The 22791-nt window shown below is 59.6% G+C and carries 21 protein-coding genes and 1 tRNA gene; 15 read left to right on the plus strand and 7 right to left on the minus strand.

Annotated elements, in window-relative coordinates:
• Positions 1-11: 11 nt before the first annotated feature.
• The gene (locus ACJ8IL_RS19885) at positions 12-926 is read right to left on the minus strand and encodes an NAD-dependent epimerase/dehydratase family protein (RefSeq protein ID WP_043143080.1); all 915 of its coding nucleotides are present in this window, start codon (positions 924-926) and stop codon (positions 12-14) included.
• Entirely contained in the window at positions 923-2662 is a 1740-nt protein-coding gene (locus tag ACJ8IL_RS19890) for a fatty acyl-AMP ligase (protein WP_038629655.1), read from the minus strand. Before ACJ8IL_RS19890 ends, ACJ8IL_RS19885 begins: the two co-directional genes overlap by 4 nt.
• Before the next feature lie 738 nt (positions 2663-3400).
• Between ACJ8IL_RS19890 and ACJ8IL_RS19895 the strand changes: the two genes are divergently transcribed.
• The 3 genes from ACJ8IL_RS19895 (at position 3401) to ACJ8IL_RS19905 (ending at position 6113) form a co-directional block, all read left to right on the plus strand.
• Positions 3401-4525, plus strand: coding sequence for a hypothetical protein (locus tag ACJ8IL_RS19895; RefSeq protein WP_025303498.1), 1125 nt, complete (start codon positions 3401-3403; stop codon positions 4523-4525).
• 219 nt (positions 4526-4744) lie between these two features.
• Positions 4745-5110 carry a diacylglycerol kinase gene (locus tag ACJ8IL_RS19900; protein ID WP_004935528.1) on the plus strand — a complete coding sequence of 122 codons (366 nt, stop codon included), beginning with the start codon at positions 4745-4747 and terminating at the stop codon, positions 5108-5110.
• A gap of 103 nt (positions 5111-5213) precedes the next feature.
• Positions 5214-6113, plus strand: coding sequence for a LysR family transcriptional regulator (locus ACJ8IL_RS19905; protein WP_043143085.1), 900 nt, complete (start codon positions 5214-5216; stop codon positions 6111-6113).
• Here the strand turns inward: ACJ8IL_RS19905 and ACJ8IL_RS19910 are convergent.
• Together ACJ8IL_RS19910 and ACJ8IL_RS19915 are read right to left on the minus strand one after the other, a co-directional pair.
• Positions 6088-6894 (minus strand): substrate-binding domain-containing protein, encoded by an 807-nt coding sequence (locus ACJ8IL_RS19910; RefSeq protein ID WP_442516785.1) that lies wholly within the window; start codon positions 6892-6894, stop codon positions 6088-6090. The two genes, ACJ8IL_RS19905 and ACJ8IL_RS19910, sit on opposite strands and share 26 nt — an antisense overlap.
• Positions 6895-6920: 26 nt before the next feature.
• Entirely contained in the window at positions 6921-8216 is a 1296-nt protein-coding gene (locus ACJ8IL_RS19915; RefSeq protein WP_151429227.1) for an MFS transporter, read from the minus strand.
• A gap of 438 nt (positions 8217-8654) precedes the next feature.
• On the opposite strand from ACJ8IL_RS19915, the gene ACJ8IL_RS19920 reads away from it, so the two are divergent.
• The 3 genes from ACJ8IL_RS19920 (at position 8655) to ACJ8IL_RS19930 (ending at position 10949) form a co-directional block, all read left to right on the plus strand.
• The gene (locus tag ACJ8IL_RS19920) at positions 8655-9008 is read left to right on the plus strand and encodes a type II toxin-antitoxin system RelE/ParE family toxin (RefSeq protein WP_025303493.1); all 354 of its coding nucleotides are present in this window, start codon (positions 8655-8657) and stop codon (positions 9006-9008) included.
• A gap of 4 nt (positions 9009-9012) precedes the next feature.
• Positions 9013-9315: an XRE family transcriptional regulator gene (locus tag ACJ8IL_RS19925; RefSeq protein ID WP_016927038.1), complete on the plus strand. Its 303-nt coding sequence runs from the start codon at positions 9013-9015 to the stop codon at positions 9313-9315.
• Positions 9316-9740: 425 nt separating this feature from the next.
• Positions 9741-10949 (plus strand): aldose 1-epimerase family protein, encoded by a 1209-nt coding sequence (locus tag ACJ8IL_RS19930; protein WP_060433584.1) that lies wholly within the window; start codon positions 9741-9743, stop codon positions 10947-10949.
• A 73-nt stretch (positions 10950-11022) separates the two neighbouring features.
• Here ACJ8IL_RS19930 and ACJ8IL_RS19935 read toward each other — a convergent pair.
• Positions 11023-11098 (minus strand) — tRNA-Asn (locus ACJ8IL_RS19935).
• 456 nt (positions 11099-11554) lie between these two features.
• On the opposite strand from ACJ8IL_RS19935, the gene ACJ8IL_RS19940 reads away from it, so the two are divergent.
• The 5 genes from ACJ8IL_RS19940 (at position 11555) to ACJ8IL_RS19960 (ending at position 16595) form a co-directional block, all read left to right on the plus strand.
• On the plus strand, positions 11555-12673 hold the full coding sequence (locus tag ACJ8IL_RS19940; RefSeq protein ID WP_016927040.1) for a branched-chain amino acid ABC transporter substrate-binding protein: 1119 nt from the start codon (positions 11555-11557) through the stop codon (positions 12671-12673).
• 125 nt (positions 12674-12798) lie between these two features.
• Entirely contained in the window at positions 12799-13713 is a 915-nt protein-coding gene (locus ACJ8IL_RS19945) for an ABC transporter permease subunit (RefSeq protein WP_004928592.1), read from the plus strand.
• A 10-nt stretch (positions 13714-13723) separates the two neighbouring features.
• Complete coding sequence (gene livM, locus ACJ8IL_RS19950) at positions 13724-15010, plus strand: high-affinity branched-chain amino acid ABC transporter permease LivM (RefSeq protein WP_049209259.1); 1287 nt, start codon at positions 13724-13726, stop codon at positions 15008-15010.
• Positions 15007-15882, plus strand: a complete 876-nt coding sequence (locus ACJ8IL_RS19955) for an ABC transporter ATP-binding protein (protein ID WP_025303490.1) — start codon at positions 15007-15009, stop codon at positions 15880-15882. Before livM ends, ACJ8IL_RS19955 begins: the two co-directional genes overlap by 4 nt.
• A complete protein-coding gene (locus tag ACJ8IL_RS19960; RefSeq protein WP_060433581.1) occupies positions 15879-16595 on the plus strand; it encodes an ABC transporter ATP-binding protein in 717 nt (238 codons plus the stop codon). Before ACJ8IL_RS19955 ends, ACJ8IL_RS19960 begins: the two co-directional genes overlap by 4 nt.
• A 30-nt stretch (positions 16596-16625) precedes the next feature.
• Here ACJ8IL_RS19960 and ACJ8IL_RS19965 read toward each other — a convergent pair whose 3' ends face one another.
• Positions 16626-17048, minus strand: a complete 423-nt coding sequence (locus tag ACJ8IL_RS19965; RefSeq protein WP_060433579.1) for a winged helix-turn-helix transcriptional regulator — start codon at positions 17046-17048, stop codon at positions 16626-16628.
• An 86-nt stretch (positions 17049-17134) separates the two neighbouring features.
• On the opposite strand from ACJ8IL_RS19965, the gene ACJ8IL_RS19970 reads away from it, so the two are divergent.
• Positions 17135-18082, plus strand: coding sequence for an aromatic alcohol reductase (locus ACJ8IL_RS19970; protein ID WP_308370081.1), 948 nt, complete (start codon positions 17135-17137; stop codon positions 18080-18082).
• Between the two features lie 17 nt (positions 18083-18099).
• On the opposite strand, the gene ACJ8IL_RS19975 is transcribed toward ACJ8IL_RS19970, so the two are convergent.
• Entirely contained in the window at positions 18100-18786 is a 687-nt protein-coding gene (locus ACJ8IL_RS19975; protein WP_025303486.1) for an aspartyl/asparaginyl beta-hydroxylase domain-containing protein, read from the minus strand.
• A gap of 268 nt (positions 18787-19054) precedes the next feature.
• Between ACJ8IL_RS19975 and ACJ8IL_RS19980 the strand changes: the two genes are divergently transcribed.
• From ACJ8IL_RS19980 to ACJ8IL_RS19990, 3 genes are all read left to right on the plus strand, one after another.
• Complete coding sequence (locus ACJ8IL_RS19980) at positions 19055-20245, plus strand: sugar transporter (RefSeq protein WP_025303485.1); 1191 nt, start codon at positions 19055-19057, stop codon at positions 20243-20245.
• Between the two features lie 174 nt (positions 20246-20419).
• Positions 20420-21814 carry an MFS transporter gene (locus tag ACJ8IL_RS19985; protein WP_334273795.1) on the plus strand — a complete coding sequence of 465 codons (1395 nt, stop codon included), beginning with the start codon at positions 20420-20422 and terminating at the stop codon, positions 21812-21814.
• Positions 21815-21956: 142 nt separating this feature from the next.
• The gene (locus tag ACJ8IL_RS19990) at positions 21957-22787 is read left to right on the plus strand and encodes an alpha/beta fold hydrolase (RefSeq protein ID WP_043143107.1); all 831 of its coding nucleotides are present in this window, start codon (positions 21957-21959) and stop codon (positions 22785-22787) included.
• Positions 22788-22791: the final 4 nt, after the last annotated feature.

Genomic DNA, 22791 nt, shown 5'->3' on the forward strand with positions numbered 1-22791 from the left:
AATTGGAATAATTAAAACAGCCCTTCGCGCAGTGCGCGCTCCAAACTTACCTGTGGAAACCAATTAATCTGTTGCGACAGCGCGTGATTACTGGCGGACCAGTCGTGATGCGTTAATTCGCGTATTTTGCTGCGCGTCAGCATCGGCTCTTGTTTGACCAGGCGGTTCCACACCACGCTGATATCCGCCAGGGCTTTCAGCAGCGGCAGCGGAATGCCCACCAGACGCACCGGCCCGTGACGCACGGCGGCGCCGATGTCGCGCAGGCGCAGCCAGTTATAGCCTTCGGCCACGCCGTCGCACAGTTCGTAAATATTCGGCTGCGCGGGTTCGGCCTGCACCCATTGGCTGACCGCCTTTGCCAAATCGCTCACGTGCAGAAAAGTGAGCTTGGCCTCAGGCGCGCCCAGCCGGGGCAGTACGCCGCGCAGCAGGCCGTTGAACAGCGGTTTCAGCTCTTTATCGCCCGGCCCGTAAACCGCCGTTGGGCGGAAAATCCCCAGCGCGATATCGCCGGAGGCTGCGATGAGTTGCTGCTCGGCGGCCTGTTTTGAATGGGCGTACCAGGACAGCGCCGGATGGCGGGCCGCCAGCGACGACATGAACAAGAAACGATTGCAGCGGCCGTTTTGCCTGGCCGCCTGCATCAGGTTCAGGCTGCCGGTGACGTTGCAGCGGGTGAACACCGCTTCCGCATGCCCGCGCACCTGGCCCGCACAATGCACGACGTATTCTGCGCCGCGCACCAGCTCGGTGAGCGAGGGCCGATCTTCCAGCGCGCCGGGGATCCACTGCAGGTTGTCCGCAGCGGCTTTTCCGGCTTGCCGCGTCAGGGCGCGCACGTTAAACCCTTGCGCCAGCAGTTCCTGGACGATATGCCGACCGATAAAGCCGGTCGCGCCCGTCACTGCGACGGTGCCGCTCATTGCGCGAAACCGGCCAGCTGCGGCATTTGCGGATAGAGCGAAGCGCTCAGCCAGCGTTTTTTGGCCTCCGCACGGGCGGGTTTGCCCGATGACGTGCGGGGAATGCTGTGCGGCGGCAGCAGCTCGATGTCCACCGCAATGCCGAACTCGCTTTGAATGCGCGCGCTCAGCGAATGCACGATTTGTTCCCGGCGTTCTTCCGAACTGACTCGGCACTGGATTTGCAAAATGATCCTGGCCGCTTCGTCGTGTTCTTCAGTCACGAAGGCAATCGCATCGCCGGAACGGATTTCCGGTTCGGATTCCGCGACGTACTCGATATCCTGTGGCCAGATATTGCGGCCGCGAATGATGATCAAGTCCTTCTTGCGGCCGGTGACGTACAGATAGCCGTCCAGCAGGTAGCCCAGATCGCCGGTATCCATCCACCCGGTCACCTGAATTTGCTTCTGAGATTCATCGTCGCAGAAATAGCCGTTCATCAGGCTGGGACCGGAAATCGTGATATGGCCGACCTGGCGCTCCGGCAGCGGTTGCCCGGTTTCGCTGCGGATCTCGATGCGGTGGCCGGGCAGCGCACGGCCGCAGTTGACGAAGGTCGAGACGGCGCGGGTTTTTTTGCCCGGCGCGACCGCTTTACCCTCGTACTCCAAAATATCGCGGTCGACCGCGTTGGTTTGCGGGCCGGAGCAAGGATCGGAAAAGCTCACCGCCAGGGTGTTCTCGGCCAGGCCGTAACACGGCATGAAGGCTTTGCTGTCGAAGTTGATGCTGCTGAAGTGTTCGCCAAACTGGCCGAGCAGCTCGGCCGGGATCGGCTCGGCGCCTACGCCGGCAACCCGCCAGCTGGAAAGATCCAGATCGGCCAGCTCTTTGGCGTTGCTGCGGCGTAGACACAGATCGTAGCCGAACGGCGGGGCGACGGACACCGTGCCGCGATTCTTGGCGATCAGTTTCAGCCACTGCATCGGGCGCATGGCGAAATCTTGCGTGCGCAGATAATCGACGGACAGCTGGGTCGCTACCGGCGTCAGCAGGAAACCGACCAGGCCCATGTCGTGATAGAAGGGCAGCCATGAAACGCAGCGATCGCCCGCACGCAGCTTGATCCCGTCGCGGCTGATCGCGTTCAGGTTCGCCATGGCCGCCCGCTGGGTAATGATCACGCCGCGCGGAAAGCGGGTGCTGCCCGAGGTGTATTGGAGGTAGGCGATATCGTCGGGCGAAGGCGCGGGCAACGCGATCTCCGGCTCCGGCAAGGCGTTAAAATCCTCGTCGCTGAGGATGTGCATCGCCGACGTGTTTTCCGTGGCCGACGCGATGAGCGGTGTCCACTCTTCGCTGCTGATGATCGCCGCCGGGTTGCAACTGGCGATCAGCCCTTTCAGTTTGGCGGTGTAGGAGTCGCGCTGGCCCACGCCCATCGGGATCGCCAACGGTACCGCCACCAGGCCGGCATATTGGCACGCAAAAAAGGCTTCGACGAATCCCGCGCTGGTTTCGGCGATAAGCGCCACGCGATCGCCTTTCTTGAGCTTCAGGGACAATAAGCGCCGCGCGCCCGAGATCGCTTTTTGCTGCAGCGTGCGATATTCGAGAACGGTCACGAGTTGATTGCGACGGTCGTAAAAATTCATTCCCGTATTGCCCAGCGCCGCGTAATCCAACGCGTCCACTAAAGTGGGGAAGTCCGCATAGCGCATAGGAAGAGAATGAACGGAACTTGTTTCAGACATAGACAAACTTAGCCATAGATTAAAAATCACCAAAAGAGAAAAATCACTCTTGGCGAGGTAATTGATGTTTTACTATGAATAGGTTTTTGAATAAGTTTGTTATTCAACCATCTTCATTCCGCGAACAGCGTATATTGCCGTGCTTGAGCGGCACGCCGGTTATTAACCGGTCAGAGCGCGAGTAGCCCGTGCTATCAGCCTGAACGGCACCCCGGCGATATACGAGAGGCTATTGTAATATCCGGGTTTCGCCGTTCTTTAGTCTGCATCTGTCGGGCAGGAAATAACTGTCGGCTCATAGGTTATGACCTCATGCATGGCTATCTTGGAACTTAAACACTTCCTAAACAGTATGCCGCAAGAAATCCAAAAGTGAACGATTCATTTAAGGCTAATCTTAAAAAGAGCATTAAGTGGTAAAGATGGCGGCACACCTCCTGATTAAAGTCGGTACACTAAAGACGGCGAGTTTATTTTGCCATAACAGCACGAAATAATAAAAGAGCACCATTAGCGTAGCCTGGCTGCGCCGCTTTCTGTTTCCTTTTTTTATCAATTATGGACATCACAGGGTGAATGTAGAGCCAATAATGCGCTGATTCACAGGGGGTAATATTCGGTTTTTCTTATCATTGAACCGGAGGCAATACACAATCCAATAAAAGAGAACAGCATAAAAAATGCTAAAGGCGTTGTCGCGCGCTCATTTAATTATTTTATTAAAACGTAAGGCTATTTATGATCCGTATTGAGAAAGTTCTGGATAAACGCGAACTTAAAGAATTTATTGCTTTCCCTTCGCAACTGTTTCGCGATGATCCGAACTGGATTGAGCCGCTGCATGTCGAGCGCGAAGAGCACCTGTCAAAGAAGAATCCCGGCACCGACCATATTGAATGGCAGGCATGGGTGGCCAAAAAACAAGGCAAAGTCGTTGGGCGCATCACGGCGCAAATCGATTCTCTGCACCGGGAGCTGCATGGCGAGGATACCGGCCACTTCGGCATGATTGACGCCGTTGACGATCCCGCCGTTTTCAGCACCTTATTCACGGTCGCGGAAGAGTGGCTGAGATCGAAAGGCGCGCGTAAAATCACCGGGCCATTCAGCCTCAATATCAATCAGGAAAGCGGCCTGTTGGTCGAAGGGTTCGATACCCCGCCTTCCGCCCTGATGACGCACGCGAAACCCTACTACGCGGCCCAGATAGCGCAACAGGGCTACAGCGAAGGGATTGATTTGCTTGCCTATTGGATGAAAAGAACCGATCTGCATTTTTCGCCATCGCTGACTCGGATGATGGATCAGGTGCGCAAAAAGGTGACCGTGCGCCGCCTCAATCGCAAGCGCTTTCGCGAGGAGATGCAGGTGCTGCGCGAGGTGTTCAACTCTGGGTGGCAGCATAACTGGGGGTTTGTCCCGTTCACCGAGCATGAGTTCGCCACCATGGGGGATCAGCTGAAGTTTCTGGTGCCCGACGATATGATCCATATCGCCGAGGTGGATGGTGCCCCCTGCGCCTTTATTGTCGGCCTGCCAAACATCAACGAAGCGATTGCCGATCTGCAGGGGCGGTTATTGCCGTTCGGTTGGGCGAAGCTCTTGTGGCGGCTGAAAGTCAGCGGCGTGCGCACCGCGCGCGTGCCGTTGATGGGCGTGCGTCAGGAATATCAATTCAGCCGCATCGGGCCGATTATTGCGCTGTTGCTTATTGAGGCGCTGCGCGAGCCTTTCGCGAAGCGCAATATCGACGCGTTGGAAATGTCGTGGATCCTGGAAACCAATACCGGCATGCGGACGATTTTAGAACGCATTGGCGCAGTTCCCTATAAGCGCTACCGCTTGTTCGAGAAAACGCTTTAACCGGCTGATAACGCATCGCCTTTTCACGTTCTCAGAATAATAACCGCGGCAGGGTATTTTCGGGCGGTGCCGTTTCAGGGGCAGGGTGACGGCGCGTGAGGGAATGCATCGCCTCCTGGAAGAGAACAGTTAAGGTCATTAATTAATAAACTCGTGATAAATTCACGCCGCGTTATTTATTCGCGAGTGATTGTCGCAGTCTTGACGAGAGCAGATTGTATGCCTGTGGAAAAGAAAAAAGGAATAAGCCGATTAACCTACAGCATAAGGAATTCCTGGGCCGGGTTTATTGACGCCGTGCTTACCGAAGATGCGTTCCGCCAATTATTGGTTATTAACGCCATTTTACTGGTTGTTACATTTGGTTTAGATATTACAAATATAGAGCGGCTGTTATTAATCACCTGCAGTTTTCTGCTATTGGTGGTTGAACTGCTTAATACGGCGATTGAAACCGTGGTCGATCGCATTTCGCTGGAATTACATCCGTTATCCAAACGCGCCAAAGATTTGGGCGGCGCAGCGCAGCTGGTGGCCGTGGTGATGACTATCATTATTTGGGGAATGGTGCTGCTGGGGCGATAGGGGCTTTGGTGGCTCAACCAGCAAGCCGGTTGCCGTGGCGATATAAGCGGTTATCATCGTTGTTTTGCGTCCTCTGCCATTTCAGCAAGGAGAGTTGGCCGTTATGCCCGTGAATTTTGATCTCAACGATCTTTATGCGTTTCGCGCGCTGGTGGAGTACGGCAATTTTCGGCTGGCCGCAGAGTCCATCTGCCTGTCGCAGTCGGCATTGAGCCGCAGGATTGAGAAGCTGGAAAACGCGCTGGGCATCAAATTGTTCGACCGCACCACCCGGCGCGTGACCTTGACGCTGTACGGGCAGGCCTTCGCCGAACGTTCGGAGCAGTTACTGATGAACGTCGAAGCGGTGATGGCCGATATCGATAAGGTCAGCCAGGAGCGGGTGGGGCTGGTCACCGTCGCCACGGTGCCATCGGCGGCCTACTATTTCATGCCCGACGTGATACGCCGTTTCCGGCTTCGCTATCCGCGCGTGCGCGTTAAGTTGATCGACGGCAGCGCAGGCAATGTCATCGAGGCGGTCACCGGCGGCCAGGCCGATTTCGGCATCTGCTTCGCAGGGCGGCTGCAGCCTAATCTTGAGTTTGTGCCGTTGGTGGGGGACGTCTACGTGGCCGCCTGCCGGCGTGACCATTCGCTCGCCGGTAAAAAGAGCCTCACCTGGCGGGAGTTTTATCAGCAGGATTACGTGTCGCTGGATAAAACCTCCGGCAATCGCAATCTGCTCGATCAGCGCCTGGAACACCTCGTGCCGGAACGCCCCAGCGTGTGTGAAACTCGCCATGTGACGACCATGCTGGGCATGGTTGAGGCGGGCATCGGCATTGCCGCCGTGCCCGCCATGTCGATGCCCGCTTCAGAGCATTCAGTGTTGACGTCGGTGCCGCTGGTCGATCCGGTGGTGAAACGCACCGTAGGCCTCATCAGACGCGGCGGCCGCATGCAGTCTTTCGTCGCCGCCGAGTTGGAAAAGCTGATTACTGAACAGTATCACTCTGCCTGACCGGCTGCGGCGCCGGCACGGTTCGCATGCCGGTCGCACGAATGGTCGGCTGCGCCTGAGAGGAGGTGAGGAAGTCCAGCAGCGCTTTGCCTTCGCGGCGGTGCTCCGCCTTGGCGGTTACCGCGCCCGCGAAGCGGGTGATGTACTGCACGTTTTCCGGCAGCTCGCCGATAAAGGTCACGCCCGCCACGGGTAGCAATTCGCTGACCTGCTGGAAGCCCAGTGCGTATTTCCCCTGCGCCACTTCAGAGGCCACCGGAATGCGCTCAACCTTATGCGCTTTCCCTTTCACCTGTTCCTCGATACCCAGCTTTTTAAACAGTTGGCCGCTGACATAGCGGCCGCTGGCGCTGTCGGAATAGGCGAAAGAGTCCGCCTGCAGCAGGACCTTGCGCAGGTCGGCATCCGTTTTTACCACCGGCTTGGGCGCGCCCTGTTTGACCACCATTCCGATCGGCGAATCGGCCAGCTCCACGCGCGAACCTGGCTGGGTCCAGCGCTCTTTTTCCAGTTGGGTGAGCGCGTCGCCCACCATGATCAGCACATCGGCTTGCTCTCCGCGCGCTAACCGCGCGGGGATCGCCTGCGGCGTTTTGCCCATCGAGGGGCCGGACACCAGAATGATTTTATCGCCGCTTTGGGCTTCATATTCCGGGGCCAGCTTCTCCAGCGCGGCTTTGAAGCCGCCGGAGATCATCACGGTCACGTCTTTGGCCAGCGCCGCCGTACTGCAGGAGACGCACACCAGCGCGGCGAGGATCGAACGAGTGAGTTTTAGCATGACATCATTCCTTTTGAGATGGCGGCTTAGCGCGCGGTTTGCAGCGGCATGGCGATGCGGCGATACATATACAGCGTCGCCAGCAGGGCGCACAGCGCGGCGAAGCTCATCCAGTAGCCCGGTGAAGCTTTGTCGCCGGTGTATTCGATCAACGCAGTGGAGACTACCGGCGTAAAGCCGCCGAACACCGCCGTCGCCAGGCTGTAGGCCAGCGAGAACCCGGCCACCCGCACTTCCGTTGGCATGATCTCCGTCAAGGCCGGGATCATCGCGCCGTTGTAGAGGCCGTAAATGAAGGACAGCCACAGCAGCACGGCCAGCATCATGCTGAAGCTGGGGGCGGCGGCGAGCAGGCTCAGCGCCGGGTAGGCGGTGGCCAACGTCAGCAACGTCATGGTGACCAGCACTGGTTTGCGGCCGAAACGGTCCGACAGCGCGCCGCCGATGGGCAGCCAGATGAAGTTGGAGATCGCCACCAGCAGGGTGACCAGCAAGCTGTCTGAAGCGCTGAGCAGCAGCACCTTTTTGCCGAAGGTCGGCGCATAGACGGTGATGAGGTAAAACGCGGTGGTGGTCATGGCGACCATCAGCATGCCGGCGATCACCACCGGCCAGTTTTTCAGCAGGGTTTTAAACACGTCGCGCATCGCCAGGTGGTGACGGCGAGCGGTAAATTCCTGCGTCTCTTCCAGCTTGCGGCGCAGGAAGAAGATGAAGGGAACGATCAGGCAGCCAAACAGGAAAGGCAGGCGCCAGCCCCATTCGCGAATGGCGCTTTCTTCCAGCGCCGCATTGAGCGCGAAGCCCATGGCTGCCGCCACCATGATAGCCACCTGCTGGCTGCCGGACTGCCAGCTGGTGTAGAAGCCTTTACGGCCCGGCGTGGCGATTTCAGCCAGATAGACGGACACGCCACCCAGCTCCGCGCCCGCCGAGAAGCCTTGCAACAGACGCCCGCACAGCACCAGCAGCGGCGCCCAAAGCCCGATGCTTTGGTAAGAGGGGATCAGCACGATCAGGAAGGTGCCCGCGGCCATGATCGACAGGGTCACGATCAGCCCTGTGCGGCGGCCGACTTTATCGATGTAAGCACCTAGCACGACAGCGCCGATCGGGCGCATCAGAAAACCGGCGCCGAATACCGCGAAGGTCATCATCAGCGAGGCAAATTCGCTGCTGGCCGGGAAAAAGGTGTGTGCGATGTAGGTAGCGTAAAAGCCGAACAGGAAAAAATCGAACTGTTCTAAAAAGTTGCCGGAGGTGACGCGCAGTATCGCGCCGGTTCTGGCCCTGATGGTCATGGGTGAGGTAGAGGAATGCATCTTTATCTCCAGTTTGTTATTGGCGTTTGACGCCGCGCCTGTTGCTGAAGACTCGCTCAGGAAAATAAAGTAAATAAGCGCAATAAACGCATGACGCGATGCGTTTGACGCATCAATCGGCGTTAACAATGTTGCCTAACCCGATGTAACGTGGCGTTAACAAGTTTGTCGCTCATTGCCCGCTGCGCAGAACGCCGAAAACGTTATGCGCTTTTTGTGACAGGGTTCATAAAGGGGCGGCGGGGAAGCGCCCCGTGCCTCTGAACGATTGTTCGATACCGTACGTAAAAAGATGAATACCTCGCACTGCGTTTGCAAAATACGTGGATGTACGTTCAGCCTTGCAGTATCCACGTATGCCTTTGCATGTTATCCCTGCGCCTCTCTGCTATAGCTTTACATCTATATAGTTACTGATCTATATTTTAGGGAGATCCCGTGTGGGAAATTAAAACAACGGATGCATTTGATCATTGGTACAGATCGCTCAGCGATGCCGATCGGGCCGGCGTACTTGCCGCATTGATGGTCCTGCGGGAAAAGGGGCCGGGGCTGCCCAGACCCTATGCCGATACGGTTAAAGGCTCACGTTACAGCAATATGAAAGAGTTGCGCATTCAGTGCCGAGGCGAACCGTTGCGGGCATTCTTCGCTTTCGATCCGTACCGTATTGGCATCGTGCTTTGCGCGGGCAATAAAGCTGGTAATGAAAAGCGTTTTTACGATCGGATGATCCAGGTTGCCGATCGGGAATTCACGAACTGGCTGAACACATTAAACGAGAAGGAGTGACGCGATGGGCAGAACGTTGGAACAGCTTATTGCGGATGAAAAGCCCGAGGTCGTGGCCAAAGCGCAGGCGCTGGCGGCGGACATCATGCTGAACATTCACCTTGCCGAGCTGCGTGAAAAAGTACAGAAAACGCAGGTTGAAATGGCGCAGGCGCTGGGGATCAGGCAGCCGACCGTTGCCGTGATGGAAAAACCGGGCCGCGATCTGAAACTGTCTTCGCTTAAACGCTATGTTGAGGCGGCCGGCGGCAAACTGCGCCTGGACATCGAACTGCCGGACGGCTCTCACTACGAGTTTGTGCTGTAAGCGCTAACGGCAGAAAGGCACAAAGCCCGCTCAGGTTCCCCGGAGCGGGCTTTATGCACCAGGGCTCCTTTGACACAAGCAGGCGGCCGTGAAAGCAAAGAGGCGCAAGACGGGCAGGCTGTCTGAGCACTTTCGTTTGGGCCGGATAGCGTTAAACAAGCCACGCGCACTCCCTTCGCGATGTCTTGCTTGCCCGTAACTGTCTCTTTGCTCCTTAGCTGAAACGATACAAATTATGTTGATAAATAGCTCGTTTTGTGTGCAAAAACTCAACGTCTTTCATTAAAACTGCGATGAAATTCGTATTTTTATCGCGCTATTTCGTCAAATACTCACCCGGTGAAGCTCATCACATTTCTTTAACCTGCTTAACAGTAGATTTTCCTTGCTTAGAAAAAAAACGATTCAGCTAAAGGGGAAGGGAAATGAAAAAGGCATGGGTGATGGCGGTGTTTTCGGCCCTGATTTCAGGACAGGCTGCGGCGCAGAGTTGGGTGCTGACCAGCGCTGAAGATGGCGTGGAGAAAGGAAACTGGAAGATTTCGAGCGAGGCGCTGAAGGTGAAGGATAAAACGTTCAGCATTGAGCAGAAAGTGTTGCACGGCGGCAAGCAAGAAGGCAGCAAAGTCGTCATTATCCGCAGCGAGGATGGCCTGACCATCACGCTGAGCCCCACCCGCGGCATGAACCTCCTGCGGGCAGAAGGCTTTGGCGCGAAAATGGGATGGGATTCCCCGGTCAAAGAGGTGGTCAATCCCGCCTTTATCAACCTGGAAAGCCGCAATGGGCTCGGCTGGCTGGAAGGTTTCAACGAGATGATGGTGCGTTGTGGCTATGAGTGGACCGGTCATCCGGTGACCGAAGGAGGGCAAATGTACACGTTGCACGGCAAAGCGGGCAATACGCCGGCCTCGCGGGTTGAGGTTGAGGTCGCGGATACGGCGCCGTATGAAATTCGTGTTCGCGGCCTGATCAAAGAGAGCACATTCAAAAAAGCCGATCTGCAAACCCTGACCGAATTGCGCTATGTGCCCGGCAGCAACAGTTTCCGCCTGCATGATGTGTTAACCAACCGGGCGGATTATCCCCATGACTACCAGATTATTTATCACAGCAATTTCGGCGCACCGATTCTGGAAAATGGCGCCCGCTTCCTGGCGCCGATGGCCAGCATCAGCCCGTTTAACGACTATGCCAAAGCCGGGCTGAAGACCTGGGCAACCTATGCCGGTCCAACCAAAGGGTTCGATGAAATGGTCTTTAACATTAAGCCATTATCGGATCCGAATCATCAGACACTGGCGGCGCTGGTCAATAACGCGGGCGACAAAGGGGTGGCGATTCAGTTCGATACCCGCCAGTTGCCCGTCCTGACGCTGTGGAAGAATACCGATACGTTAAAACAGGGGTATGTCACGGGGATTGAGCCGGGCACCAGCTATGCCTACCCGGTCACTATCGAGCGCGAACAAAAACGCGTTAAGCAGCTGCAGCCAGGCGCCAGTGCGCAGTTTGATCTGACCTATACCTTGCTGCACAGCAAAGCACAGGTGGCGGATCTGGAGCAGAAGATTGCGGATATTCAGGGCAAGGTAAAAATTGATGAGAATGACGCGCCGATAGCCAAAGAGTAACGCTGCCTGTCGATGCATTTAGCGTTAAAGCAAAAAGCCCGCTTAAGTTTCCTTAAGCGGGCTTCTCTAAATATGGCTCCTCTGACTGGACTCGAACCAGTGACATACGGATTAACAGTCCGCCGTTCTACCGACTGAACTACAGAGGAATCGTGTGAACGGGGCGAATAATAGCGGGGCGCCTGGGGTTTGTCAAAGCGCTAAACTGCAAAAAAAGTGCGTTTGCTGAGGGAATGAGCACCTTGCGCTGTTTTTCGGCATTTTACATCGCCAGGCGGTGATGTTTGCCGCCGGTCTCGTTATCGCGTCGCTTGCACATGCCCTTGCACGGCGATGGTGCAGGGCCGTTCTCCCTCCCATACTTCCTCTCGCGCTAGCCGTATTGCCCAGTCTCCGGCTAACGCCGCCACACGCCGCGCCGCAACTGATATGTAGGATGAATAAGCAAACAATATGTATTCGTCGTCACAATGGCTGGATTTTTGCTTACCCATTTTTGGGGAATGCGACTGCGCTCTCAAGAAAATTATTTTCCCCGTCTACACATAAAGTGACTGATCCGCGCCCCAGGGCGTTTCGCTACAACAGTGCTGAGGAAGATAACAATGTCATCGAAATTGATAAAAAGTCCGCTCGCTGCTTTGCTCATCGGTTGTTTAGGTACGGCGTTTTCCGCGCAGGCCGATATTGTCATCGGCGTCGCCGGGCCGTTCTCCGGGCCGAACGCCACTTACGGCGATCAGTATTGGCGCGGGGCTTCGCAGGCGGCGGCGGATATCAACGCCGCCGGCGGCATCAAAGGGGAAAAAATCAAGCTGGTGCAGGGGGATGACGCCTGCGAACCGAAACAGGCGGTCGCGGTCGCCAACCGGCTGGTGGATCAGGACAAGGTCTCGGCGGTGGTCGGCCACTTCTGCTCCTCTTCCACCATGCCCGCCTCCGAGGTGTATGACGAGGCCGGCATCATCGCCATTACCCCCGGCTCCACCAACCCGCAGATCACCGAGCGCGGCATGAAGACGATGTTCCGCATGTGCGGGCGCGACGATCAGCAGGGGGTGATCGCCACCAACTACATGCTGGATACCCTGAAGGCCAAACGCATCGCGGTGATCCACGATAAAGACACCTACGGCCAGGGGCTGGCGGACGCAGCGAAGGCGGCAATGAACAAGCGCGGGGTCAAGGAAGTGCTGTATGAGGGGCTGTCGCGCGGTGAGAAAGACTTCAACGCGCTGGTGACCAAGATCGCCTCGGTCAAGCCGGACGTGGTCTACTTCGGCGGCTGCCATCCGGAAGCCGGGCCGCTGGTGCGCCAGATGCGCGAGCAGGGCGTGACCGCCAAGTTCTTCTCCGGCGACTGCGTGGTGACCGAAGAGCTGGTGACCGCCGCCGGCGGGCCGCAGTACACCAACGGCGTGCTGATGACCTTCGGCAACGATCCGCGTCAGATCGCGGAAGGCAAGGCGGTGATCGCCAAGTTCCGCGCCAGCGGTTTTGAACCGGAAGGGTACACCCTCTACTCCTATGCCTCGATCCAGGCGATCGCCGCCGCCTTCAACGCCACCGGCGGCAAAGACAGCGCCAAGGCCGCCGAATGGCTGAAGTCGCACGATGTCGACACCGTGATGGGCAAAAAAGCCTGGGATCAGAAGGGCGACCTGAAGGTCTCGGACTACGTGGTCTATCAGTGGGATGACAAGGGCAAATATCACCAGCTTTGAACAACCCAATACTGACGTTGTGACTCTATGACAGACGGGCTCGCCGCCCTGGCGAGCCCGTTCCTCGATGACCTTTGGGCCGCGTCGGACTGCGTTGGCGGCCTTACCAGGCGAGACTGCTCATTATGGATGTATTCTTTCTGCAACAGCTGATCAACGGCCTGACCCTCGGTGCGGTGTATGGCCTAATCGCCATTGGCTACACCATGGTTTACGGCATCATCGGTATGATCAACTTCGCTCACGGCGAGGTGTACATGATCTCCGCCTACCTGTGCGCCATCGGTTTGGCGCTGCTGTCGTTCTTCGGGCTGCACTCGTTCCCGTTGCTGATCCTCGGCACGCTGGTGTTCACCATCGTTATCACCGGGGTGTACGGCTGGGTGATCGAGCGTATTGCCTACAAGCCGCTGCGCAACTCCACCCGCCTGGCGCCGCTGATCTCCGCCATCGGCATGTCGTTAATCCTGCAAAACTACGCGCAGATAAGCCAGGGGCCGCGCCAGCAGGGTATCCCTACGCTGCTGAGCGGCGTGTTCCGCCTGGAGTTCGACGGCGGCGTGGTGCAGATCACCTACACCAAGGTGTTCATTCTGGTGGCGTCACTGCTCGGCATGGCGATCCTCACCTACATCATTCAGCGTACCCGGCTGGGGCGCATCTGCCGCGCCACCCAGCAGGATCGCAAAATGGCCTCGATTCTCGGCATCAATACCGATCGGGTGATCTCGCTGGTGTTTGTGATCGGTGCTGCCATGGCCGGGCTGGCCGGGGTGCTGATCACCATGAACTACGGCACCTTCGATTTTTACGTCGGCTTTATCATCGGTATCAAGGCCTTCACCGCCGCGGTGCTGGGCGGCATCGGCTCGCTGCCGGGCGCGATGCTGGGCGGGCTGCTGCTCGGGGTGGCGGAGGCGCAGTTCGCCGGCATGGTGAACTCGGATTACAAGGACGTGTTCTCCTTCGGGTTGCTGGTGGCGATTCTGATCTTCCGTCCGCAGGGGCTGCTCGGCCGGCCGCTGATCGCCAAGGTTTAAGGAGAATGCCATGTCGCAATCCGTGATCAACGGCGGGCTGGACGTTAAACGCAGCCTGCTGGACGCCGTCTTGGCCGGGCTGATCGCCCTGATCGTGTTCGGGCCGATCGTCGGCATCGTGCTGAACGGCTACAGCTTCAACTTCGAACCGCACCGGCTGGTGTGGATTATCGTCGCGGTGATGGTCGGGCGGCTGCTGCTGAGCCTGTTCCTGCAAACCGCGCCGGGGCGCAGAGTGCTGGCGCGCTTCGACGGCGGCAACGACGGCGTCTACGTACGGCCGCTGGGCGATAAATCCAACCTGCGCTGGTTCCTGCCGCTGATGGCGGCGATCGCGCTGCTGTTCCCGTTCGTCGCCACCAAATACCTGCTGACGGTGGCGATCCTCGGCCTGATCTACGTGCTGCTCGGGCTGGGGCTGAACATCGTGGTCGGGTTGGCGGGGCTGCTCGATCTGGGGTACGTGGCGTTTTACGCCATCGGCGCCTACGGGTTGGCGTTGGGCTACCAGTATCTCGGGCTGGGGTTTTGGGCGATGCTGCCGCTGGGGGCGCTGATGGCGGCGTTGGCGGGCGCGCTGCTGGGTTTCCCGGTGCTGCGCATGCACGGCGACTACCTGGCGATCGTCACGCTCGGGTTCGGCGAGATCATCCGGCTGGTGCTGAACAACTGGATGTCGCTCACCGGCGGGCCGAACGGCATTTCGGTGCCGGCGCCGACGGTGTTCGGCCTGGAATTCGGCCGGCGCGCCAAAGACGGCGGCGTGCCGATCCACGAGTTTCTCGGCATCGATTACAACCCGAATCTCAAGTTCATTTTCATCTACGCGGTGCTGTTTTTGGTGGTGCTGCTGGTGCTGTACATCAAGCACCGGCTGACGCGCATGCCGATCGGCCGCGCCTGGGAGGCGCTGCGCGAAGATGAGATCGCCTGCCGCTCTCTCGGGCTGAACCACGTGCTGGTGAAGCTGTCGGCGTTTATGCTGGGCGCCTCTACCGCCGGGCTGGCGGGGGTGTTTTTCGCCACCTATCAGGGCTTTGTCAACCCGACCTCGTTCACCTTCTTCGAGTCGGCGCTGATCCTGGCGATCGTGGTATTGGGCGGCATGGGGTCTACCCTTGGCGTGGTGCTGGCGGCCTTCGTGCTGACGGTGGCGCCGGAGCTGCTGCGCAGCTTTGCCGAATACCGGGTGCTGTTGTTCGGCGTGCTGATGGTGGCGATGATGATCTGGCGGCCGCGCGGGCTGGTGCGCATCAGCCGCGCCAGCTTTGCGGAACGCAAGGGGGTGGCGCCATGAGCGACGCCATTTTGCGGGTGGAACACCTGATGATGCGCTTTGGCGGCATCAAGGCGCTGAACGACGTCAATCTGGAGGTGGAGCGCGGCTCCATCACCGCCCTGATCGGCCCCAACGGCGCCGGCAAGACCACGGTGTTCAACTGCCTGACCGGTTTTTACCGCGCCACCGGCGGCGCGATCCTGCTCAATACCCACAAGCGGCCAACCGATGTGATCCAGGTGCTGGGGCAGAAGTTTCGCGCCGGTGATTGGATACGCCCGAAGCGGCTCGGTTCGCGCCTCTATTACAAGATGTTCGGCGGCACCCATCTGGTCAACCGCGCCGGGCTGGCGCGTACCTTCCAGAATATCCGCCTGTTCCGCGAAATGTCGGTGGTGGAGAACCTGCTGGTGGCGCAGCACATGCAGAGTAACCGCAACCTGATCGCCGGGGTGCTGAATACGCCGGGCTACCGCCGGGCGGAAAGCGCCGCGCTCGATCACGCCTTCTACTGGCTGGAGGTGGTAGATCTGGTGGACTGCGCCAACCGGCTGGCGGGGGAGATGTCCTACGGCCAGCAGCGGCGGCTGGAGATCGCGCGCGCCATGTGCACCGCGCCGGAGATGATCTGCCTCGACGAGCCTGCCGCCGGGCTGAACCCGGTGGAGACGGCCACGCTGAGCCGCATTATCCGCTTCCTGCGCCAGCATCACGGCATCACGGTGCTGCTGATCGAGCATGATATGGGCATGGTGATGGAGATCTCCGATCGGGTGATCGTGCTCGATCACGGCGACGTGATCGCCCGCGGCACGCCGCAGGAGATCCAGCACAACGAGGCGGTGATCGCCGCCTACCTGGGCGCGGACGAAGAGGAGCTGGCGGGATGAGCGAGGCGATGCTGGAATTTCGCGAAGTGGACGTGTTTTACGGGCCGATCCAGGCGCTGCGCAAGGTGTCGTTGCAGGTTAACGCCGGGGAGACGGTGGCGCTGATCGGCGCCAACGGCGCGGGCAAATCCACGCTGTTGATGTCGATCTTCGGCCAGCCGCGCATCGCCGGCGGGCAGATCCTGTTTGGCGGCGAGGACATCAGCCGTCGCTCCACGCACTTTGTTGCCAGCAGCGGCATCGCGCAGGCGCCGGAAGGGCGGCGCATCTTTCCGGACATGAGCGTAGAGGAGAACCTGCTGATGGGCACCATCACCGTCGGCAATCGCTACCTGGAGGAGGATTTGCCGCGCATGTTCGAGCTGTTTCCGCGCCTGAAAGAGCGGCGCAACCAGCGGGCGATGACCCTGTCCGGCGGTGAGCAGCAGATGTTGGCGATCGCCCGCGCGCTGATGAGCCGGCCGAAGCTACTGCTGTTGGACGAGCCGAGCCTGGGGCTGGCGCCGATCGTGGTGCGGCAGATCTTCGGCGTGCTGCGCGAGCTGACCCGCAGCGGCATGACGCTGTTTCTGGTGGAGCAGAACGCCAACCACGCGCTGAAGTTGTCCGATCGCGGTTATGTGATGGTCAACGGCCAGATCCGCCTCACCGGCAGCGGCCAGGAGCTGTTGAACGATCCGGAGGTGAGAAAGGCCTATCTGGGCGGCGGCTGAGCGCCGCCCCACGGGCAGGGATGCCCACGTTCATCCCTCGATGGCGCTTCGTTCTTGATCATCGTAGCGCGAGCGGGCCGCTCTGAAGGAGCCGGCGGAGGAGATAATCCACGACCAGAGCGGCAGCATGTTGAGCAGCATCTCTTCCCCCGCGTCGGTGATGGTGTAAACCACGCGGGGCAGTTTTTCCTGATAATCGCAGCGCGATATCAACCCGTCCCGCTCGAGATGGCGCAGCGTCCGCGTCAGCATTCTCTGCGTCACGCCCGCTAATTGGCGGCCTATCTCGCCGTGGCGCAGCGGCCCGTGGGTACCCAGGATATGCAATACCCCCAGCGACCAACGGTTGCCCGCATGCGCGAGGATCTCACGCTTTAGCCCTTCATCGTCGTTGCTCAATGCTTCACAGAACGCCTGTGAAAATTGCAGCAGCGCTTCCCGATCGTTCGTCATATTCCTCTCCGGTATCACGCGTGTACCTAATTGAACCCGTTTTTGTCAGCTGTCAGGATGGCGCAGTGTCAAGACAGGAGGCAAGAATGAAATCCACAAATCCATCTATCAATACCGTGCTCATCCTCGGCGCCGGTGAACTGGGGCTGCCGGTATTGCGTGCGATGAGCCGGCAGGCTCGGTTACACCATGCTTTAAAAATCAGCGTGCTGCTCCGGCCGGAGGCCGCCCGCGCCGAGAGCGGCCCGCATCGTGCACGGCGGGATGCGCTGGCGCGGCTCGGTATCGCCGTGGTGGAAGGCGATCTGCAGCAAAACGGCGTGGAGGCGCTGAGTGCGCTATTCCGTTCCTTCGACGCGGTGATCAACTGTAGCGGCTTTGTCGGCGGGGCGGGCACGCAGATAAAGATCACCCAGGCCGTCTTGCAAGCGGGCGTGGCGCGCTACTTCCCGTGGCAGTTCGGCGTGGACTACGATGTTGTCGGCAAAGGCAGCGGGCAGCCGGTGTGGGATGAACAGCTCGAGGTGCGTCACCTGTTGCGTGCGCAGAAGACGACGGAGTGGGTGATTGTTTCCACGGGCATTTTCACCAGCTACCTGTTTGACTCGGGCTTTGGCGTGGTGGACGCGGCAACCAAAACGGTGCGCGCGCTGGGCGACTGGCGCTACGCGGTGACGCTGACCACTCCCGCGGACATTGGCCGGCTGACGGCCGCGATTTTTTTCCATCGGCCCGCGTTTCGCAACCAGGTAGTCTATATCGCCGGGGACACGCTGACCTACCGCGAGCTTGCCGATGTCATGCAGGCGCACTGGGGCGTGGAGGTCAACAGAGTCCTGTTGGACAAAGAGCGGCTGCAGGAGGAGGTGCGGAACCATCCGCGCGACGTCGGCGCCAAATACCGGCTGGCTTTCGCCCGCCCCGACGGCGTGGCCTGGGATAAGGCGAAAACCTTCAATGCGCGCCAGGGCATAGCCACCACCACCGCCGAGCAGTGGCTGGCGCAGCAATGGCCGATCTCTCAGGACGGTTAGTCGCCTGAGCGCCGGAATCAGAACTGGCGCTGCATCCAGCGCACGTTCAGCCGCACCAGGGCGATGATGGCGCTGGAGAGCAGCCGCAGCCCGCCGGGCATGTCGCGGCGGCGGATGTCCAGCAGCAGCACGGTGCGCACCTGCGGGCTGTCGTTCCACACCTCGTGTTCGAAGGTATCGTCCCACAGCATGAACTCCCCTTCGTGCAGCCGGTATTCGCGGCCGTCCACTTTCAGCACCGCCGCGGGTACGCCGTCGGCGCGTTTGGGCATGTCCAGCACCAGATAGCCGCGCAGAATGCCGCGAAACGGCCCGCGGTGGGGCGGCACCTGCTTGCCGGGCGCGAGGAAGGAGAGCGAGGCGGACAGTACGTCCGGCGACGAAGCGATCAGCGCCGCCAGCGTCGGGCAACGCGCCAGGTTGCGGTCAATCGGCTGGCCGTAGGCCTTCATGATGAACATGCGCCAGTCGCGCGCGTCGTTGGCGGAGATCGATTCCTGCTGGATCATGATCTCGTGAAAGCGGGGAATATTGTGCAGATCGTGGGCGACGGTCAGCGCCTCTTCGCGGATCTGCCGCCATTGAGCGGTGAAACGTTCGGCGTCGGGGAACAGCGCGGCGCTGTCGAGCACTGGTTTGCCCTGAATGCGGCGATCGTAAACATTGCGCAATGCGAGCACGGACCAATCATAAATCGCAGACATAATGACCTCGCCTCAGAAAACGCCAAAGGGACACTGCGCGCGGTTCTTCGGCGCGGCGCGTCCTGTGTGGCGGCCGGAGGGGAAGAGCGGCAGGAAAAATTGGTACGCTTCAAGAGATTAGCACAGCATTTGTGCAACCGTGTGTCTGCGAATGTGTCGAAATGCGGCGAAAAAAACCACACAATTAAAGTGTGACGCGTATCGCATTTAGCGGGCCGGTTGGTTAAAATATCGCTACTTGCCCGCACCTGTCCGGATTTTGTTTACCATGGAACACGCTCCCGTTTCGCGCTCAACCGCCTGGTTGCGCGTGGTTATCCTCGCCGTCTCGGCCTTTATCTTCAACACCACCGAATTTATCCCGGTCGGTCTGCTGAGCGATATCGCCGCCAGCTTCTCGATGCAAACCGAACAGGTCGGCCTGATCATTACCATTTATGCCTGGATCGTCGCCGCCGCCTCGTTGGCGTGCATGCTGCTGACCAGCAAAATTGAGCGCCGCAAGCTGCTGATCGGCGTGTTCATGCTGTTTATCGCCAGCCACGTGCTGACCGCCGTGGCCTGGGACTTCACCACGCTGGTTATCTCGCGCGCCGGCGTGGCGCTGGCGCACTCGGTGTTCTGGTCGATCACCGCCTCGCTGGCGATCCGCGTGGCGCCGCCGGGCAAGAAAGCCCAGGCGCTGAGCCTGCTGGCGGGGGGCACCGCGCTGGCGATGGTGCTCGGCCTGCCGCTCGGGCGGGTGGTGGGGCAGTTGCTCGGTTGGCGCATGACCTTTATCGGCATCGCGGTGTGCGCCACCCTGGCGCTGGTGCTGCTGTGGCGCCTGCTGCCGGTACTGAAAAGCGAGCATTCCGGCTCGCTGGCCAGCGTGCCGCTGCTGTTCAAACGCCCGGCGCTGGTGGCGCTGTACATGCTGACTATCATCGTGGTGACGGCGCACTTCACCGCCTACAGCTACATCGAGCCGTTTATCCAGACCGTGGCCGGGCTGTCGGAGAACTTCACCACGCTGATGCTGCTGCTGTTCGGCGCCGCCGGCATCGTCGGCAGCCTGCTGTTCAGCCGCTACAGCGAGCGTTTTCCTTCCGGCTTCTTTATCGGCGCCATCGTGCTGCTGGCCTTGAGCCTGCTGCTGCTGTTGCCGGCCGCCGGCAGCGAAAGCCACCTGACGGTGCTGTGCATCTTCTGGGGCATGGCGATCATGGCCATCGGCCTGTCGATGCAGGCCAAAGTGCTGAGCCTGGCGCCGGACGCCACCGACGTGGCGATGGCGATCTTCTCCGGCCTCTACAACTTCGGCATCGGCAGCGGCGCGCTGCTGGGCAACCAGGTGAGCCTGCATCTGGGCATGGGCAACATCGGCTTCGTCGCCGCGCCGCTGGCGCTGATCGCTCTCGGCTGGTGCCTGCTGAGCGTCTATCGCAGCGAACGGCTGCAGCAGCACCACAGTCGTTAATCCACCGATTCGGGATGCCGCTGCGGCATCCCGCGCTGCATTTTCCTGCTATAAAACAGGCTGCTGCAGCGTTTTATGCTTAACTTTTTTTCATAGTCTGCTAATTAAAAATTTAACTCCGACGCCGCTTCGCTAGCATAGAAAGTCATCAAAAATGTTAATGCGAGGTTAACGGTGAGTGACTCTGTAGCGGCGTCGCCGATCCATGCGCGGGATTTGGCGGCCAGAATCGACGCCTTGCCCGCGTCGGCCGGCCTGTGGCGCTTTATTATTCTGCTGTCGCTGGGCGGCTTTTTCGAACTCTACGATCTGTTCCAGACCGGCTATATCAGCACCGGCCTTATCGCCGACGGCATTTTCCACACCGGCGCGCTGGGTGTCTTCGGCGTGTCGGATCAGGCGGCCTTCGCCTCCGCCACCTTTCTCGGCCTGTTCGTCGGCGCCAGCCTGCTGAGCCCGTACGCCGATCGCTTCGGCCGGCGTGCCACCTTTATGTTCGCCCTGATCTGGTATGGCGCGTTCTCGCTGCTGCTGGCGTTTCAACAGCAGGCGGAATGGGTGATCTTTCTGCGTTTTCTGGTGGGCGTTGGGCTCGGTATCGAGCTGGTGACCATCGACACTTACCTGACGGAATGGGTCCCCGCGCACTTGCGTACCCGGGCTTTCGCCTTCGCGTTCTTCGTGCAGTTTCTGTCGGTGCCGGCGGTGGCGCTGATGTCCTGGTGGCTGGTGCCGCAGACGATTTGGGGCCTGAGCGGCTGGCGCTACGTGGTGATCGCCGGCGCGCTGGCTTCGCTGGTGATCTGGCTGGTGCGCAAGGGGCTGCCGGAGTCGCCGCGCTGGCTGGTGCAGCAGCGGCGCTATGCGCAGGCCCGGCAGGTGATGCGGGACATGGAGCGGCGCTGCGGCGTGGCGGCCACTGATTTTCCGTCGCGCCCGGTGGACGATGCCGAGGGGGCGCCTCTGCGCGGCCGCTTTCGCGACATCTGGGCGCCGCAGTATCGCGATCGCACGCTGATGCTGGTGGTGATGAACTTCTTTCAGGCCATCGGCTTCTTCGGCTTCGGCAACTGGCTACCGGCGCTGCTGTCGGGCAAGGGCGCTTCGGTCACCCACAGCCTGCTGTACGCTTTCTTCATCACGCTGGCTTACCCGCTGGGCTCGCTGCTGTGCAGCTTCTACGCCGACAAGATGGAGAACAAGTGGCAGATCGTGTTGTCCTGCCTGGTGACGGTGATCTTCGGCTCGCTGTTCGCACTGCAGAACAACCCGCTGTGGCTGATCCTGTGCGGCTTCTTCATCACCTGGTCCAACGCCTGGCTGACCTACAGCTACCACTCTTACCAGTCCGAGATCTTCCCGACCCATATCCGCGCCCGCGCCGTCGGCTTCTGCTACTCCTTCAGCCGCCTGTCGACGGTGTTCAGCAGTATCATCATCGGTATTATCTTGCAGTACGGCGGTTCGCTGGGAGTGATCGCGTTTATCGTTGCCAGCATGCTGATCGTGATGCTGGTGATCGGGCTGTTCGGCCCGAAAACGCGCGGCATCGATCTGGAAAACATCTGACGTTTTGCGCCGGCGGTGACGCCGGCTTCTTCAGCAAAAAAATTCGCGATCATGCGAAAATTATTCCGTTATCACTGCCTTTGCGCCTGCCGTACTGTTAACCCGTACAAAATCCAATTCGATACCGAGCGGGGAACACGTCATGAGCACCCTTACCGCGCCCGATGGCGCACGCATTTTCTATAAGGATTGGGGCCGCGGCCAGCCGATCCTGTTCTCCCACGGTTGGCCGCTGTCCGCCGACGCCTGGGACAACCAGCTGCTGTTTTTCGGCCAGAGCGGATTCCGCGTGATTGCCCACGATCGCCGCGGCCACGGCCGTTCCGATCAAACCTGGCACGGCAACGACATCAATCAATACGCTGACGATCTGGCCCTGCTGATCGAAACGCTGGATCTGCGCGATCTGATCCTGGTCGGCCATTCCACCGGCGGCGGCGAAGTGGCGCGCTACATCGGCCGTCACGGCAGCGATCGGGTGGCGAAGGTGGTGCTGGTCGGCGCCGTGCCGCCGCTGATGCTGCAAACGCCGGTCAACCCAGAGGGTACGCCGATGGCGGCCTTCGACGGCATTCGCAGCGGCGTGGCGGGCAACCGCTCGCAGTTCTTCAAAGATTTGGCGGTGCCGTTCTATGGCCTCCACTGCGACGAGGTGGAGAGCAATGCGGGGCTGATCGACCACTTCTGGCTGATGAGCATGCAGGGCGGCGTGAAAGGGCAGTACGAGTGTGTGCGCGCGTTCTCCGAAGTGGATTACACCGCCGATCTGCTGGCGATCGACAAGCCGACGCTGCTGGTGCACGGTGACGCCGATCAGATCGTGCCGATCGGTGCCTCGGCGCTGAAAGCCGCTAAGCTTATGCAACAGGCGGAGCTGAATGTTTACGCCGGCGGTTCTCACGGTTTGGCGCAGGTCGATCCCGATCGCTTCAACGCCGATCTGCTGGCCTTCATCCAGAATTCGCCGTTTTAAGGGG

This window comes from Serratia sp. CY47444 (assembly GCF_052168635.1).
Lineage (GTDB): Bacteria > Pseudomonadota > Gammaproteobacteria > Enterobacterales > Enterobacteriaceae > Serratia > Serratia bockelmannii.